Here is a 17,897-nt window from a genome sequence, read left to right as displayed (position 1 = left end):
TTTCAAGAACTAACAGTTATTGATTTATTCAAAGTACTACTCTTTGATCACTATATTTTTTTCTTTCGATTTTTAATGATGTTAACCACTCTAAATACATTCCTTCCGGCATATTTCTGTATCCGATCTTATGTATGTAACTATATTCAGCATTGATTTTTGAAAGCAGCCTGACAGCACTTGAAGAATTTTTTTCAAGTTTTAAATATTGGTTTTTATGCGTTTCCGTTTTTAGAATTAAGGCCGTTATCAGATTCGGAAATATTTGTATCGCACGATCAGCACATTTTAAAGCGAAGCTGCCATCATTATCCGGAAAAGACCTATTAAATGCATTTGCCAGATCTACCAAGCACAACGCTAAGCTTTCTTTATCATCAAGCGCTTTCATATATACACCATTTTCAATCGCATCCAAATGGATAAACCCCGATGCCATTAGCCAGGAATCCTGTGGGAATATACCACTGGTAAGTTCGGTATTATACCAACCTATTGACTTAATGTTATGCTTTATATAAATATGATTGGGAGCAAGGGCCAAATTAGCATTTACACCAATTTCCTCGGCGAGGATCTTATATAGGTAGGGCAACGAGTTACAGTTGCCTTTCTGTGTATTTATCAGTTTGGAAACAAACAGATTCGCCAGCTCTCTGTGTCCAAACACGTCCTCAAAATCATAAGAAAATGGTTTGTAGCGAATCGTATCCTGGTTTATTAAAATTGGCGTTTCCTCACAGATCACCGAGAAAATTGCAGCATATTTGCTAACCGTCTCCTTATCTTTTTCATTGTAAGTAAGATCCCGGTTCTTAATAATTGTTTTGCAAAAGTTGGCCATAAATCGGATTTTCCTGTCAAGCTCAACTGTGTCTAGTTTGCCCTGATAATATGCATTTTCCACACTCAGAACAGCAGTTTTAAAACTGTATTTCTGCTTATCGTCCAGCATATTATCAATAGTCTGGTAGGCATCGGTATAAAACTGGTTCACCTGGGCTTTGATTACCCCTGCAAAAAAGATAAATAAAGAGAGATAGAAGTATTTCATAATTTTGGTTCCCAACATGGGATATATTTAAAAATCTGGATTTTGAATATGGTCTATAATGTCAATTGCAAGTACGTCATCTGTCTTTCGATCATACTTAGAAAGATAATAATCTATTAATAAACCAAGTTCTTTTAGTGAACAAAGCCGTTCATATGTAATCCCATTATCATTGAGTAATTCCTTCATTGCCCTTTTTAATTTAAAGAATCTATAATTTGTATCAGTTCCTATAGAGTACTCTCCATACAGAATGATTTTCTCATAGTCCATATCACTCACTTCTTCGGTGAGGAAATCATTAATCGTATTTCTTCTGATTGCTTTTATAATTTCATCTAATTTCATGGCTACCTGCATTAATTTTTTTATTCAACAAGATTCAACACTTTCCAACCGTTATCCTTTGTTAGACCAACCCAAAATTTATTGACCGTTATAAATCCGTCCGGATAGTAAAGCGTTTCTTCAATTAGCTCCTGATCTTTTCTTCTCTCTATAAGGTTGAACACGCGCTCAATGGTCTCAAAATTTGGAAAACCTTTATTCTCTAAATCCTCTAATAGAGAAACCCTCAGCACGCTTACTACTTTAGAATGGATTTCTGAATCCCAATCCATATTGTGTTCTTGCATCACATTTTCCGCTTCCAGATAAAAATCTTTACAGGATAAAATACCTTCCATATTATTTTCATTGTAAAAATTTTCCAAAGTGATTATTGCACCTTCAGGAGTTGAACGGTCTGGTCTGAAAAAATCATTCCCATGATCAATACGATATCCACAATATATTTCAAAATTTACTCTTTCATCCTCTGATAGCATATTGTAATAATGACGTATGGTGTAGCCACCTATCAGTCGTTGGTTATCTATTAACAGCCAGTCAACAGATTCTTTTCGGAGAACGATTTCCGGCTGACCTGTTTCAGCGAGAACTCCTTTGTAATATTTTCCTTCAATTTCAATATTTTCCAACCAAACGAAAACATCATTTTTGTCTTTGAACTTTATAGAATTATATCCTGTAAATCCACCTGCGATCAACTGATCGAAGTACCATAGCGTGCTGCTGGCCTTATATAAATTATATATAAATTTATCATCGACCTCAATTGTTATATGATTGTCCATTATTCTCTTAATACTTTGGGGGAAATTGGTGGCTTCTTTTTAAATAGGTAATATTGGGTATTTTATTATGGTTAAAATTAGCATCCAAAAAACTTAATTGTAAGGCTATTCATATTGCCATCTATTTAGTCAAAATCTGGATAGACGAAATTGTATTTTCCTGTCCTAATTCGTTCCGCTATTGCAAAAGGCGGTATTACAATTCCAATTTCCGCGATTCGGTTTTCTCCTTCCAGTTTACCAACTTTTCTGAAACCTTCATCATTAATTTTCCATACAAACCACCTTTCAGAAACTTTTATCGGTTCATCCCCAACTTTATTACCATAATCATTTGTATCCCGAAATAAGACTTCCTCTAAAGTTGGATAAACAATACTTTTACCTTCCTGCATATATAAGCCCTGTTTTACTCCAATATTGATCACGGTATGTGCATGAAATTCAATATCGCCCTTCAACAGTTCCGAATAATCAGGAATTACACGGGCTGGATATTCTCTTTTAAATGATCTAATAACATCGCTGTTCAATTGGGTTCGGTCATTAGCGATGTATTGGAAATATTTTTTATTCCCATTTTCTAATTCCACCGAGAATATGTCCCCGATTTCTGTTTTTACTCTTTTACCCATTTTATTTGACGAGGAATTTTATAATTTTTCTCAATTTAGGCAAATAGCGAATTTTAATTTTTTTTACCGACAAATGTCCTTAATCCATTGCGCCGATTTCAAAAATCGTTTTGCCGTATCATCGCTCCATTGGACCCCATAATCTATTTTATGATCCGTACAATTATTATTATCCAAAACTGTATTTGCTGTTTGTAAAAGTTTAGAACTGCCTACTCTTACGGTCAGTTCATCTAACTTTTTTAACCAACTCGAACTGGGATTTGCGCCTCTCGCTGTGTCAAAGAAATGAATCAGCTGAACTTTAATCTCAAAGTCATCCCAACTGTTTTCAACTATTTCCAAATTCATAATTCGGTTAATAATTCTGTAGCAGCACTGATTATTGGCAACTTTAAATTTTTTCAGATAATCAATCAATAAAATGTCTTTGGGAGACACTAATTTTAAAATCTTTTTAAAACAGATTACGTCATGGTGGAAGCTGATCTGATTTATAATTTCCAGTATATTTTTCAAAGTTGATAGTTTAACTTCCACAGTAGCTTTTTTGAAAATACTTCTGGACTGTTCAATTTTTATAATACCTTCCAAAAAGTTGCTGTTCGGCGAAACAAAATAGTTATGCTTAAGATAAACCGTAATATGAAAATAATCTTCCGGTGAATACGTAATCATCTTGTCATTCACAAAATTTGGGATAAGATTATTTCCGAGCAAAGCTCCCAATCTGGCGACGTATAACGACCTTAAAAATGCGCCATTAAATTCATTGTTATAATGCAACAATTTTGGCAGGATGTACTTATAGCTGTTCTTTTCAATTTCTGATGAGATCAGTTCATGGAAACTATTCTCCAAGTTCTTTTCCGCATTGAATTGTTCTTCCTTATCACTTGTTAATTCTTGATGATATAGAAGTAACTGGTCAAACCAATCCTGAATTTTTAAAAAATCACTTTCAGAAATATTTAATGCTTCGGCTAAAACTTTAGATTCCTTTAGGTCATCATCTTTAAATTTTAAATATGGATTATCCGTCATAAATCTGAATTTAGATCATTTCCCCAAATTTTACATTTTCACCATCTTTAGTATAGGGATAGATTTGCTGAAATCTGCTTTCAGGTGAAAGAATTAAATCCACAACCAATACATCCTTACCCTGATATCTTCCGTCCTGAGCAATAGCATAAACCCGAATATCCTCATCTTTTAAATCATCATATGCGCCAGCCAGCAAAATATCATACATTTCTTTTGAATTTGTTGATTCTGAATAAGCAGAGATATTAGTAAGGTTACCATTTGCTCTTACATAGGTAGCATAGGGTGCGAATTCACCACTTTCAATTAAATACTTTGTTGCTTGCTCTTTTATGGCATTGAGCAATTTCTCAATATTATTCATAAATAAATATAATACTTTTTAAACTATGTGCACCCAGGAACACCACCACAGGGATCTTTAGGTTTTGGTACAGGAATAAGCTTAGGAGCAGGAGCAGGTGTAACTCTAAGATTATCAATTTTGGGTTTTGCAGGAGGCGTATAGCGTTGAATATTAATACCGGAATTTTTAAGCGGTTCGCTTAGTTTTGCAGATTCATTAATTTTCAAAATAGCTTCCTGTCCACTTGCTTTTGAAATTTCCTGCTGGCCCCTAAGCTGTTTTGTAAACGATTGTTTGGCAACATGCTTTATTTCCACAGTTCCCCCTTCATCTGTCATTGCGTCGGGTATAGTTTTTCCGGTCTTTCCAGTCTTAGGATCGGTGTATTCATAGGTTTTGGTATTTTTCTCCTTTCCCATTTCCGCAAGCTGTTTTTCTTCAACATATCTACCAAAATTGAAATGTTCCTGCTGAGCTTTTGTTACGGCTTCACTTTGCTTTGTTCCTACTTCACCAGTCTTGGTAACTGTTTCAATTATGTTCGGTTTAATTGACGATTCTTCAAATAACGGCATTAAACGTAGCCACCAACAACACTCAGTAGCATCTTCCGGCGCTAAACCTGTGGGATCTTTAAATCTTACAGGGTTATTGAAGGACATACTGTAAGGGCTCCAACTTGGGAACTCTTCACTCAGGGGGTCAGGACTCATCCAGCGTCCATGTGTATCACCGATCGGTTGTGCGTCCGGATCTTCAAGATCTACTTCAATGAAATCAACAACCTCACCTTTTTTGACGTTGAATTTTACTGATCCTATCGTAACAATACTGTCCTGATCATGAAATTCAAGGTATTTTCCCTTACTTAATGTAGCTACCTTGGGGTAGTAACCATATTTTTTAAATGGGTTTCCTGCTTCTATATTTTTTCTTCTTCTTTCGGCTTCGGCAGGACTTAAGCTATCTCTTGTCTTAAGCACTTCCGACATATAGGGGCGGGATCGCTCTTCTTTTGTCAATTTAACGGGGTTTACCCATTCTTTTTCTTTTGTGTGTTTTTTCTTTTGTTTTTCCTGCGCTTGCGAAAAGCACATAAGAAACAGGAAAACACAAAATAAAATCTTTCTCATAATTTATTTGTTTCTTGATTATCAGTTATAAAAATTCCTTTGGAATTTTGTAAATCTTTGGGGATTCTTTTTTAGGTAAGATAGGTTTTGGTTTATTTTGAGCTTCTCTCTGCTTTTGCGCGTTTAAAATTTTGATCCTTTCCGCAATTTCATCACTTTTTTGTTTGTTCTCAGTACTTCTTAATGAGCTGAGCCATTTTTCATATTGATCCAGTGGCATCTGGGAAAACCCCGATTGATCAATATAGTCAAAGCTCAAATTTATTTGACGAAATTGGTCTTCCAATGGTGGGTAATTACGGATATTTTGCAGCTGCTCCTTAATCTGAGGGTCAATTCCAAATCTCGCGCAAGACTGCATAAAACGAACTTGATCCGTATTGCTTTTCCATAAAGTCGCATTGATATTCTGTGGATTTAAAAGCAAAGCCTTATCAAGAACCTTAGAAACGAATTCATCATAACCAAATTTATGTATATAACCACTTGCTAAATCCACATATGTCTGCGATAAAACTTCCCGTTTATTTAAGTTTTGCATGTATAGCTTATTCTTTAATGCCTCTGCTTTAATATATCCTGAATTGAGTACAAAGGAATTGGCAGAAAACATTCCATTGGTCAATTCAATACTTAGTATTTCTCCATCATCATTTTTAAATCTGATATAGGAGTGATTCGGAGACATTACCAAATATGCATCCGCTCCAATTTGTTCTGCTAATATTAGATATAGTAATGGCATTGAATGACACTGACCAGAATTGGTTTTCATCAGTTTAGACACAAACATTTTTGAATAATCTTTGGCGCCCATATAATCGTCAAAATCGTATTTCATAGCCTTATGAACTACTTTCCCATTCTGTTTACTGTCCTCCGCGAAATACCTAAAAATTGATAGATTCTTGGAAACGTTGTCAGAATCTTCCACTCCGTTTTTCTTTAAATCATTTCTTATAATATTAGTTGCTTTTTGGATTTGATTTTGGTAAGATTCATGGAAGTTTTTATTGTTATCGTAATAAGCATTTTCAACTATAAAAACAGCATCTGCTATGGAATAGCTTTCGGGATCAAGTTGTGACAGATTTTCATAAGCCGCATAATATGAAGAGGTACCTTTTTGATCTGCTAATGAAGCAAGCCTAAAGTTCTTAGCGAAGGATTCGGCCCTTATCTCTGCAATCTGACGTTCAACCTCCTTATTAATATGTTCTTGATCTGCTTGTTGATTTATACGTTGATCGGCATGGGAATTAATGCGAGAATGATTATAACGACCAGGAGTGATCGTCTGTGTTTCCTGTACCCTAAATAGATTATTCTTTTGGGGCATTTCAGGAAACTTGGGTATTTGTCCGAGACAAATAGAACTGACATTAAAAAATAGTATAATAATATATCTCATCGGTATAACTGTGCTTTTTTCGGAGGGATTTGCAATTTAATTCTATTTATGTTTTTCGGCTCTAGGTATTTTCACGGAATTTTTACTTTTAAATTCTCATTCAAAAAATATATGGAGCGAAATTATAACTGGAAAACGTCAGAACCTGTCGCATTTTAAACTTTGGGAAGTTTAATTATCTTTCTTACCTATTTATTGGGGATAAACAAAGAAAGGCATGGTACTGAAGCCAATCGTCTAAAGAGGTACCGCTAAGAACCCAGATGCCGAAAAGACTTAGCCCATGCCAATAGTAGGCACAGGCGTAAGTCTATCGAATTGCATCTGTTTTTGAAAATTAGCGGTTTTCTTTAGATTAAATTTTCGATAGCTTACGCTCGTTTATATCTTAATATTCTATTAAATATTCCGACTGCTAATATATTAATTTTTTAGAAATAAATATTCCAAATGATAATAGTGTTTTATTGTTGAGAATGTAATTATGAAAAATGCTGATGTTGTGGTATATTTTTCCAGTATAATTAAAAATTATTTCGATAAATTTAATTATATATTAAAAAATTACTAATTTTGCTATTAACACAATGTGGTCTCTTAACCGACATATCAGAATTGAAGAACAACAATATCATAAGCTTCTTCATAAATTTAATCCACTAATATTTTCTCTCATTTATAAAAAGATCAATAATAGGGACGATGTTTTGGATGTCTTTCAGAATGTCATTATTCATATATGGGAATATCGGTCTAAACTGGATGCTGGCAATATTGAAAGCATAGTTGTAAAAACCTGCCAACAGGAAATAGCACATTTTTATAGGAACGCAAAAATCGATAAAACTAGCGATCTACCCTTACATTTTTCCGATACTTCGCATGAAGATTTAATCATTGCAGAAAATAAGGAGCGAAATCTCTCAGAAATAGAAACAGCAATTGAAGAGTTATTTCCTCCGCTTCGTAGAAAAATTTTCAAAATGAATAAAATAGAGGGTGTCACGCAAGAGAAAATTGCCGCTAATTTCAATATCTCCAAAAGAACGGTTGAAAAGCATATACATCAATCTATGATCTACCTGAGAGACAAAGTGAAAATTACTAAATGATGTTAAAGTATCATAAAATAAGTTAATTTTTCATAAAAACCGTGTGGTTTTTTCCTCCGTTCTCCTATACATAATAAAGGCTCTTTTATGAAAGACAATTTTCCCTATCTCACAGAGGAAGAAGAGAATAAAGTATGGACAAATGCTTTAATCGCTATTCGTCGTAAAGAAAAGCAAAAAAGAAATCGTAAAAATATAATGTACGGCGGCATTGCTGCAGTCGTGATTTTAAGTGGTAGCGTTTTAGGCTATAATTTTTTGATTAAGCCAGATGTCTATATGGCCGTTTCTGATCCTCGTAAGGTCTTACTGCCTGACAAATCAGAAGTAATTTTACAAAAAGGAGCGAAGCTGACTGTTGAAAAGTCATTTCCTTCAGATACACGTGAAGTTACACTTGATGGAGACGCAATCTTTAAAATTTCTAAATCAAAAGAACATCCATTTATTGTTCATGGTAGAAATTATGAGACTAAAGTATTGGGAACCGTTTTTAAGATTTATCAAAATGAAAAATCTTTCAGTGTTGACCTGTATGAAGGTAAGGTGTTGGTCTATAGATCTGAAAAACCTAACGAATCATTTGAACTAAAACCAAAAGAAACGTTTTCAAATTTGGGAACTGTACAAGTTGCAAGAATATCTGCCACATCACGGTCAACAGAATCTCAACTTAAATCAAGTTTATCCTTCAACGATTGCTCACTAAGTAAAGTAGCCCAAATCATAGAAGAAACCTATAACGTAAAAATGATAATCCCTGATAAAGATAAGGTGGTTAAGATTACGATTTCATCTACTAATTCTACCGCTAAATCCCTTATTGAAATCATTGCTTTCCAGCTGGATTTCAAAATAAAACAAATCAATGATAAAACATTTCAATTGGAGTGAAAAACTATGGGCTTTAATTATGCCCTCGCTCAGTGACGACACGTGAAGCCGAAAATTTAAATGTTGAATAAGAAAATGACCGACGGGTGCGACCGTCGGCCAATGTATTCAACCAATAACTGTTCGATGAATTATTAATTATAAATACGTTACAAAAATATGAAAATTTTGTACAAAGCCGCCGTGTTCTTTTTGATCGGATGGCAGGGTCTTAATGCCCAAGAGAATCTCTCTACCATGAGAGTAAATTATGATTCGGAAGCATTACCCGCAGTTGATGCAATTGAACTCTTTTTGAAGGAAAATAAAATACGTCGTTTTTCTTATAAAAAGAAGTCATTTATAAACTACAAAGTGCCAAGCACAAAATGCAATAACGAATTATTAATGGATTGCCTTGCGAAGTTATTCAAGGAATTACCCTTTGAAACAACCATTTTTAATAATACGGTTGTCATTCGCGAAAAGAAAATTAAAGCAATTAGCCAAATAACTCCACAAGATCAAAGTTTACCTGTTGACACATTAAAATCCGAGTCTTTTGCGGGTAAAGAAACAAAAATTGAAGAAATCACTTTAAATGCCGGATACTATAAAGTCACCGAAAGGAACAGCACTGGAAGTATTTCAAAGGTTAAGGCAAAAGATATCGAAAACCAGCCTGTAACGAATGTATTATCCTCTTTGCAGGGCCGAATGTCAGGAGTTAATATCACGCAAAATTCCGGTATTCCCGGTGGAGGGTTTACAATACAGATCAGGGGACAGAATAGTTTAAGAACAAGTATGAATTCCTCGATTGACGGTAATCTTCCACTCTATGTGGTTGATGGTGTACCTTTAAGTGAAATAACAGCTGAAAACACGCAAATCGGCGCTACAGTGATGCCTTCTGGTAAGATTAATCCATTAAATAGCATAAATCCGGGTGATATCGAGAGCATTGAGGTACTAAAAGATGCTGATGCGACTGCTATCTATGGTTCCAGAGGAGCAAACGGAGTTATATTAATAACCACTAAAAAAGGTAAATCAGGTAGACTGAGTGTACGACTTACAACCAATTACGGTATAAGTGAGGCTATTTCCAACCTCAAATTATTAAACAAGGACCAATACCTTAACATGCGCCGTACAGCTTACCTGAATGACGGAGTTGTAAACTATCCGGCAACAGCCTATGATCTTAATGGCGCTTGGGGAAACAATGAAATAGATTGGGAAAAAACATTGATCGGAAACAAAGCAACCTATAGTAACACCCAACTTTCATTGAGCGGTGGTAGTGAAACAACCAGTTTTTTAGTCAGCCTCGGACACAATGAGCAGACAACTCCTTTTGGACAAGGTTATAAATATCTCAGCAATACTTTTAATTCTAATCTGTCACATCGTTCAAAGGATAACCGCTTTCAGCTCAGTTTATCTAATATGTTTACCAATCAGAAAAACAATGTTGTTAGAACTGATATTACTGGCAGTAGTTATACGCTACCACCTGTATCACCTCTGCTCTATAATGAAGATGGAAGTTTAAATTGGGCCGGAAATACTTTTAACAATCCTTTAGCGGCCTTTAATGCCACTTATAGTAACGATACCAAGCTCTTTCAAACTAATATAAACGCTGATTACAAGCTTTACTCGGATATGAAATTTAAGATTAATGCAGGATTAAATTACACGGCAATAAATGAATTATCTCTACTTCCCAATACAGTCAATAATCCATCCCTTGCAAGCGGTGCTTCCAGTGCAACTTCACAATCAAGAAAAAAAGATCAGGATATATTTTCTTTCATTATTGAACCTCAATTAAACTGGTCAAAAAATTGGGGAAACCATAAAATTGATTTTTTGATAGGGGGAAGTTTTCAGAGAAATGTTAGGAATACTGATGAAATTACAGGAATAGGATTTGAAAGCAATCAGTTTATTACAAATGTTTCCGCTGCAAAAACGATAAGAATGGGCGACCAATCATCTATTGAATATAGATATGCCGCATTATTTGGTAGGTTAAATTATCAGTATAAAAATCGTTATATCCTGAATGTTACTGGTAGACGTGATGGGAGCAGTCGTTTTGGACCTAATAACAGATTTGCAAATTTTGGAGCGTTGGGAGCCGCATGGATCTTTACAAAGGAAAATTTTCTAAAGGATTCTAAATGGTTATCTTTTGGTAAGATTCGCGGTAGCTATGGTTCGACAGGAAGTGATAATATCGGGGATTTTCAATTTTTGGATAATTATAATGTTTCCTCAACATTAATATACAATGGAATTACCGGACTGTTACCTGCCAGACTATTTAATCCCAATTACAGTTGGGAAAAAACAAGAAAGTTTGAAACTGCAATTGAACTAGGTTTTTTGGACAACCGTATTACTACTAATTTAGCATATTATCGTAATAGATCTTCAAATCAATTGGTTGGCTACCAACTATCTGCCGTAACTGGATTTCCAAGTGTGACAGCAAATCTGGACGCTACAGTGCAGAATACCGGACTGGAATTTGAAATAAATGCAAGACCAGTTTCAACTAAGAACTTTAATTGGGAAACTAATCTTAATATAACATTCCCTAAAAATAAACTGTTATCATTTCCAGGTCTAGCCGGTTCACCTTATGCAAGTCAATATTCCATTGGCTCTTCAACGCAGATTGTTAAGCTATATCAATTGGAAGGTATTAATCCGCAGACAGGACTTTATCAGTTCACTGATTTTAATGGAGACGGCAAAATATCTTCTCCAGATGACCGTCAGGTTATTGAAGATCTTCAAATTAAATTTTTTGGTGGCATAAATAACAGTATTCGATATAAAAATTGGGATTTATATTTTTTATTTCAATTCGTCAAAAAGAAAAACTATAACCAAAATTCAATTATGCCTCTTCCGGGTACAATGGTTAACCAACCTGTGGAAGTACTGGATGTTTGGTCTGCCGAAAATCCTAACGGAACATATATGCCTTATAGTGCATCAAAAAATTTGCTCAATCATAATTTATTTAAAGGAAGTACTGCTGCTGTTTCAGATGCATCCTTTGTAAGATTAAAAAACCTAGAATTTGGTTATAATATACCGATGTCGTCAAGTCCTTTTAAAAGTGCTAAAATTTACTTTCAGGGCCAGAATTTAATAACATGGACTAAATTCTTTGGTGTTGATCCAGAGGCAATAATCTCAGGTTTTCTTCCTCCCTTAAGAACATACTCTTTCGGACTACAGTTAAATTTTTAATTTCTAATCTCATGAAAAATTTTAAATATTTATACACATGCATTCTCGCATCTTTCTCATTGTATTTTTCGATTTCGTGCGAAAAATTGATTGACGTTGATCTACCGAATAATCAGATTGCCAGCAACGAAGTATTTCAGGATCTTCAAACAGCTAACGCTGCATTATCGGCTTTATATGCCGATGTAATGTCAAATTCCCCGATTTCAGGAGTGAATCTTGATGCCGCCTTAGGCGTTTATACGGATGAACTGGATGAATTCAGTACAACGATTACTCCAACTAGGGAACTTTATCTAAACCAACAAACTGACACGAATCAAACCGTATACAATATCTGGGTTTCATCTTTTAAACATATTTATACAGCTAATGCTATTATTGAAGGTGTTGATAAATCTAACGGGATTTCAATGTCCGACAAAAAGTATTTGAAGGGAGAAGCTTTATTTATTAGAACGTTAATGTTTTTTTATTTGAACCAACTTTGGGGGGATATTCCATATCCTGAAACAACGGATTACACAATAAATCAGATTTTAAATAAAACACCTTCAAATGATGCATTGAAAAAAATGGTAGAAGATCTTCAACAGGTCCTGACACTATTGCAGGATGACTATCGAAATGCTGAACGGATATATGCCAATAAAATGACAGCAAGGCTTCTACTGGCAAAGATCTATATGGCACAGAAAAATTGGAATCAGGCAGAACAATTGTTAAAAGAAATTACCCAATCTTCGCTTTATCAAATAGAAACCGATATAACAAAAGTATTTCAAAAGTCAGGTAAACACATTCTTTGGCAATTAAAACCTATTAATAATGCTTCTCTGAAACAGGCTACCTTATACTATTTCTCAAATGCAAAGCCTAGTTCTTATGCGTTGAATATGAATCTCGTAAACTCCTTCAACTCTAATGACCTAAGAAAACAGCACTGGATGGCGTCAGTATCCTATAATGGATCAATATGGTATAGAGCTGAAAAATACAAAAATCGCGATAATACAAATGCTAATGAGTATTCTATCATATTCAGGGTGGAAGAAGCTTATCTTTTATTGTCAGAATCTTTGGCTCAGCAGAGTAAACTCACCGAAGGGCTTATTTATTTAAATTCGATAAGACAAAGGGCAGGTTTAGCGGCATTAACCAACTTAAGCCAAGCTGATCTCCTTAATGAAATCCTTTTGGAAGATAGACGTGAATTCTTTACTGAAACAGGACATAGGTTTCTTGATCTGAAGAGAATGGATAAACTCAATTTATTGTCAACTGCAAAGCCTAACTGGAAGGATTTTCATAAACTTTGGCCGATCCCCCAAAATGAAATTCTCCTCAATCTAAATCTCAAACCTCAGAATAATGGCTATTAAGATCAAATATTTACTGGTTTCCATAATTCTTAACGGCTTCATATTTATACCTGCTCAACAGCAGGGGGATACCTTAACCCAATGGAAGGCAAAATTTGCAACATTGGGCGGGGTTCCCAAGATTTCATCTGAAGGAACATGGATAGGAATCAATAAGCAGTATAAACTTGGTGGTGATTCGGCTTATGTTGTTAGCACAAAGGACAAGACAATACATAAAATTGTATCGACGGGAGTTTTGGACTTTCTTAATGAAGAAGGGGTTTTTGGGAGAAAAGCCGATCAATTACAGTTTCTGAACCTTAAGACTGGTAAAATATACCAATATAATAATGCCAGCAATTATTATCGGCTGGATAATTTAAATAGATATGCCATTTACTCCAGAGATAAGCACCTTATTTTTTATGATCTGACGGGCAATCAGCTACAGGAAATGGCAGACATTGATGGTCTTATGGCAACAGACTCAAAAAGTAAGCTATATGTTGTAAGGCAGAGTGAAGGAAAAGCCAAGATCCTTGAAACAACGGGTAAAAGACAAGAAATTGTATATTCAACAGAAAATCGAATATCAAAGATCGAACTTACGCCATCAGGCAAACAGCTACTCATTACAGAAGTTCAGATTCAGAAAGGACATAATCAATTGACTATACTCGATTCAGAACATGACTATAAAAAGGTAATTCAATTAAACGTTCCAAGCAAATCAGAATTAAGTTTGACGGAAATTCAAAATGGAAAGTACTTTCTCATCAATTCAAGGGTAAGATTCTCCGAAGAGCAGTCTTCCTTGGTTGACATATGGTATGGCAATGATCCATTTGTCAACCTACATAAAAGAATGTACGTAAATAACGAATACTGGTTATGGGATACGATAGCGAATAAACTGCAGTCATTAAAAATTCAGGAGAACCATGTACTTGAATCTTTAAATAATGCTCGATATTTTCTGACCTATCTACCTAGAAAAGATTACAATTTTAATACGTTTACGCCAGATATCAATGATGCCTATATATTTGATATATCAACAGAAAGTTTAACAGCAATCGGCAGCTTAAAACAAATACCTACTTTAACAAAAGGTTGGAGACCCGACTTTGTGGGAAATAGGTTTTTTTGTTCCAAGAATGGCAGGTTGTTCCTAGCGAGCAATGATGGTAAAAATTGGTCCTTGTTCAGTACTTCGGGCAAGAGAGAAGCCTTAATAGAAAAATTTGGTCTTGAAAAACCTGTTTTTACGGCAAACAGCAATCAAATTTATTTTGAAAGCAGTGACGACCTCTGGAAATATGACATCAATAGAAAGAAGTTGACCGCTTTGGGCATTGCAAAAGGAAAAAAAGTTGAAATTAAAAATCAAACTAACGAATTTGGTGAAAGTACATTAAATTCATTTTTACCGGAAGATTCCATATTGCTGGAAGTATATGATAATTATTCAAATAAAACTTTTTACAATATGTACCGCAAGGGAAAATGGAAAGAGGTTGTACCGGAAACAGAAAACAGGATTGACTCTGATCATCTACTTTTCAACAGAAATATGACATCCTTTTATACGTTGGAAAGAAATTTCAACCAGCCTCCTACATTGTATTCCTATGTCAATGGACATAAAAATAAATTGTTCAATGCCGGAATTAAGGATGTTGAAGCACAAAAGATCAAACAGAAAATTTATAATTTCAAAGCTGTTGGAAAAAATCTAAGGGGTATTTTATACTATCCAATAGACTATGATCCAAAGGGAAAATATCCAATGGTAGTCCATATCTATCAGGTACAACGGACTTTAAGCAATGATTATCTTTCTCCAAATAATGTATCACCTGTAGGATTCCAGATCAGGACTTTATTGGAACGAGGGTATTTTGTATATCTCCCCGATATAGAACAAGGCAAGGATGGCCCCGGCATGTCAGCTTTAGAATGCGTAAATAGCGCGCTGGATGCTTTATTGAAAAACCCTCTAATTGATCAGGATAGAATCGCGCTTTTAGGACATTCGTATGGTGGTTATGAAACCAATTTCATCGCCACACAATCGCAGCGCTTTAAGACATATGTATCAGGAGCAGGTTTCAGTGATCTGATCAGCAGTTACCATTCTTATAGTTATCAGTATGTTAAACCGTTTTATTTCTTTTATGAAACTGGGCAGTTCAAGATGGGAGACTCAGTGGCTGAAGATAAAGAAAAATATTTACTGAATAGTCCTATTTTAAATGTTGAAAATGTCAAATCACCAATTTTATTATGGGGAGGAAAGAAGGATGAAAACGTGCCATTGGACCAGGTTATGGAATTTTATATTGGTCTTAGACGTTATCAAAAACAGGTGATAGCCCTTTTATATAAAAATGGTAATCACGATTTTCTCCATCATCCTCTCGAGGAGAAAGACAGGGACGAAAAGATCTTAGAATGGTTCGATTATTTTCTGAAAGATATAAAAGATGTTCCATGGATCAATAAGCAAATAAAAAAGAAGGCGCCTTTTTAAGCGCCTTCTCTTCGAACTTATGGAGTAGTTCTGAATAGTTCTTGTGAACATTGTGTTTCACTATCCATAAACTCATGTAAACGCGAAGTACCGTCTCCATCCCAAGTACAAACAAATCCGCTTGTGGCATTACAATCTTGTTGTACCTGAACACATTTGTTATTCTCATCAATACGATAAGTCGGAATTACTTTAGAGGCTTTACTTGCCAAATTGGTAGCGAAAGCTGCGCCTGCACCCATTGCTACAATAAGTGCTGGCAATAATATTTTTTTCATATTAAGTGTTTATTGGTTTATGCCTAATCTTTTCAAGGTTTTCGGCAATCCCTTTTTTGGGTTCCTTATCAACAGGCTGCTCCCTGAGCGGCCTGTTTCGTTTTGAATTCACGTCAAAAGCACCATCCCGGATTTTATAACGAACAAGTTCATTTCCAATAAGGACGAAAAGGTTGTTGTCCTGAACGATCATTGCAGACATTGGTATATTATTTTTATGTCGAATGTAAAAACTACCAATATATTGCTGTTGATCAGTGCTGTATACATCAATTATGGAAGATGTTTTCCAGGATTTTGAGGGCTCATGTTTGCCTTTCAGGTTGGATTGATTAAATAATAAATTACCCGAAACCAGTGAACCTTTATTTACGCTAAAAGGCGGAGCACTCATTTTATTATTGCCATTGGATAAACGTACTACAGAAATTTTTGCACGGCTTGTTGTATCAATGGTATTTAGACGATTCAATATCTTGAAATTGTTATCCATCACAATGTACTGGTTGCGATAGACATAGGTGTAGACCAGTTTTCCGCTCTGACTATCAGAACTCAAAATTCCATCCACATCAAAAATTCCGTCAATCTGTTTTTCTAAAATATCCGGTTGCAATTCCAGTTTTTTATTTTTATCTAAATCCAGTGAGGCTAGAATATACCGTTTATCAGACCTCCGCTGAGTTCTAATGGCAAATCGCATTGAATCAAGTATGGCAAGCTGATTAAAATATGCATCACCAAAGCTTATTGTTTTTGCTAATGAGTCCTCCAACTTCCCTTGATAAATTACTGGTACAGAACCATCGTACATATAATAATATGGTTTACGGATTGTTAACTTTAAGTTTCGGAATACATGATTTTTATTGTCCAATTTTACCTTTATATCTGACATCCCTCTTAGTGCGGTGTCAATTTTTGTTATGAAAAGCGGTGCAGTTGTATTTCCCAAATAGATATTTCCATCCTCCAACCCAGCAAAGTAGTAAGAATTTACTCCCAGATCATAAATCTGTTCTTTAACAAGTGGATGCGGTACAAATCGCCTTGTAAAATTATTCTCCTGCTTAATAATGTGTTCGGAACTTAAAAATAAGCATACAACAATTCCACAACTGACAATACTTATGGCAATAGATTTGGATATGGGTAAGATCAGTCGATTTTGTGGATTCTGTTTTCTTTCCCTGTAAAGAATTGCTGTAAAAATTAGTATCACGACCACGATATTAAAAATCAGGTGTTCAGTCCACCCTAATTTTTCTAATATTCCGCCGCATGAACACGGAACAAAATCACTATAATTTATTATCAGATAAATATAGATAGTAAAAGCTGTCATTAAACCCAAAGAGCCATATAACGCAAATAATTGATAATCTGGAACACAGACATAAACTGCCAACGCAAATTCAACTATAATTACGGCATAGGAAATAAATCCGGCATAGGCACTCAACAGTGGGGATTGCGCGAGTTGAACCTGGAAATTTTCAAAATCCAAAAGTTTACTCATAGCTGCATATACAAAAAGCAGCGCTATGAAATAAGCTACAATACTTGCATAGTCTTTTGCAAAATATTTTTTCATCACAATCGGTTTAATGATTATCTATAACCAAATTTCAAAAACCTTTCTTGAAAAAAAATATCTTGAATGAGCTAATGTATTTCAAATAAATGCTTTTTTATTATA

General features: G+C 34.8%; 15 protein-coding genes. 5 read left to right on the top strand and 10 right to left on the bottom strand.

Annotated elements, in window-relative coordinates:
- Positions 1–28 precede the first annotated feature (28 nt).
- From ACM46_RS08960 to ACM46_RS08925, 8 genes are all read right to left on the bottom strand, one after another.
- On the bottom strand, positions 29–1,054 hold the full coding sequence (locus ACM46_RS08960; RefSeq protein WP_073061301.1) for a hypothetical protein: 1,026 nt from the start codon (positions 1,052–1,054) through the stop codon (positions 29–31).
- 27 nt (positions 1,055–1,081) lie between these two features.
- Positions 1,082–1,402, bottom strand: coding sequence for a hypothetical protein (locus ACM46_RS08955; protein WP_123868160.1), 321 nt, complete (start codon positions 1,400–1,402; stop codon positions 1,082–1,084).
- 20 nt (positions 1,403–1,422) lie between these two features.
- The gene (locus ACM46_RS08950) at positions 1,423–2,190 is read right to left on the bottom strand and encodes a DUF2314 domain-containing protein (protein WP_048506315.1); all 768 of its coding nucleotides are present in this window, start codon (positions 2,188–2,190) and stop codon (positions 1,423–1,425) included.
- 125 nt (positions 2,191–2,315) lie between these two features.
- Positions 2,316–2,825 (bottom strand): hypothetical protein, encoded by a 510-nt coding sequence (locus ACM46_RS08945; RefSeq protein ID WP_048506314.1) that lies wholly within the window; start codon positions 2,823–2,825, stop codon positions 2,316–2,318.
- Between the two features lie 63 nt (positions 2,826–2,888).
- On the bottom strand, positions 2,889–3,869 hold the full coding sequence (locus tag ACM46_RS08940) for a hypothetical protein (protein WP_048506313.1): 981 nt from the start codon (positions 3,867–3,869) through the stop codon (positions 2,889–2,891).
- 10 nt (positions 3,870–3,879) lie between these two features.
- Positions 3,880–4,236 carry a hypothetical protein gene (locus ACM46_RS08935; protein ID WP_048506312.1) on the bottom strand — a complete coding sequence of 119 codons (357 nt, stop codon included), beginning with the start codon at positions 4,234–4,236 and terminating at the stop codon, positions 3,880–3,882.
- 23 nt (positions 4,237–4,259) lie between these two features.
- The gene (locus tag ACM46_RS23100; protein WP_073060406.1) at positions 4,260–5,351 is read right to left on the bottom strand and encodes a putative toxin; all 1,092 of its coding nucleotides are present in this window, start codon (positions 5,349–5,351) and stop codon (positions 4,260–4,262) included.
- Between the two features lie 25 nt (positions 5,352–5,376).
- The gene (locus ACM46_RS08925; protein WP_048506310.1) at positions 5,377–6,762 is read right to left on the bottom strand and encodes a hypothetical protein; all 1,386 of its coding nucleotides are present in this window, start codon (positions 6,760–6,762) and stop codon (positions 5,377–5,379) included.
- Between the two features lie 587 nt (positions 6,763–7,349).
- Here ACM46_RS08925 and ACM46_RS08920 point away from each other — a divergent pair.
- The 5 genes from ACM46_RS08920 (at position 7,350) to ACM46_RS08900 (ending at position 15,920) form a co-directional block, all read left to right on the top strand.
- Positions 7,350–7,874 carry an RNA polymerase sigma factor gene (locus ACM46_RS08920; protein ID WP_048506309.1) on the top strand — a complete coding sequence of 175 codons (525 nt, stop codon included), beginning with the start codon at positions 7,350–7,352 and terminating at the stop codon, positions 7,872–7,874.
- 87 nt (positions 7,875–7,961) lie between these two features.
- Positions 7,962–8,768: a FecR family protein gene (locus ACM46_RS08915; RefSeq protein WP_048506308.1), complete on the top strand. Its 807-nt coding sequence runs from the start codon at positions 7,962–7,964 to the stop codon at positions 8,766–8,768.
- Between the two features lie 159 nt (positions 8,769–8,927).
- The gene (locus ACM46_RS08910) at positions 8,928–12,023 is read left to right on the top strand and encodes a SusC/RagA family TonB-linked outer membrane protein (RefSeq protein ID WP_048506307.1); all 3,096 of its coding nucleotides are present in this window, start codon (positions 8,928–8,930) and stop codon (positions 12,021–12,023) included.
- Positions 12,024–12,034: 11 nt separating this feature from the next.
- A complete protein-coding gene (locus ACM46_RS08905; protein ID WP_048506306.1) occupies positions 12,035–13,405 on the top strand; it encodes a RagB/SusD family nutrient uptake outer membrane protein in 1,371 nt (456 codons plus the stop codon).
- Complete coding sequence (locus ACM46_RS08900; protein ID WP_048506305.1) at positions 13,395–15,920, top strand: alpha/beta hydrolase family protein; 2,526 nt, start codon at positions 13,395–13,397, stop codon at positions 15,918–15,920. The genes ACM46_RS08905 and ACM46_RS08900 overlap by 11 nt, the downstream gene beginning before the upstream one ends.
- A 17-nt stretch (positions 15,921–15,937) precedes the next feature.
- On the opposite strand, the gene ACM46_RS08895 is transcribed toward ACM46_RS08900, so the two are convergent.
- Entirely contained in the window at positions 15,938–16,198 is a 261-nt protein-coding gene (locus ACM46_RS08895; RefSeq protein WP_048506304.1) for a DUF6520 family protein, read from the bottom strand.
- Position 16,199: 1 nt separating this feature from the next.
- Positions 16,200–17,792: a DoxX family protein gene (locus ACM46_RS08890; protein ID WP_048506303.1), complete on the bottom strand. Its 1,593-nt coding sequence runs from the start codon at positions 17,790–17,792 to the stop codon at positions 16,200–16,202.
- Positions 17,793–17,897: the final 105 nt, after the last annotated feature.

The sequence above is a fragment of the Chryseobacterium angstadtii genome (assembly GCF_001045465.1).
GTDB classification, from domain to species: domain Bacteria; phylum Bacteroidota; class Bacteroidia; order Flavobacteriales; family Weeksellaceae; genus Chryseobacterium; species Chryseobacterium angstadtii.
Note: the sequence above shows the minus strand (reverse complement) of the source record. Positions and strands in the feature narration are given on the sequence as shown.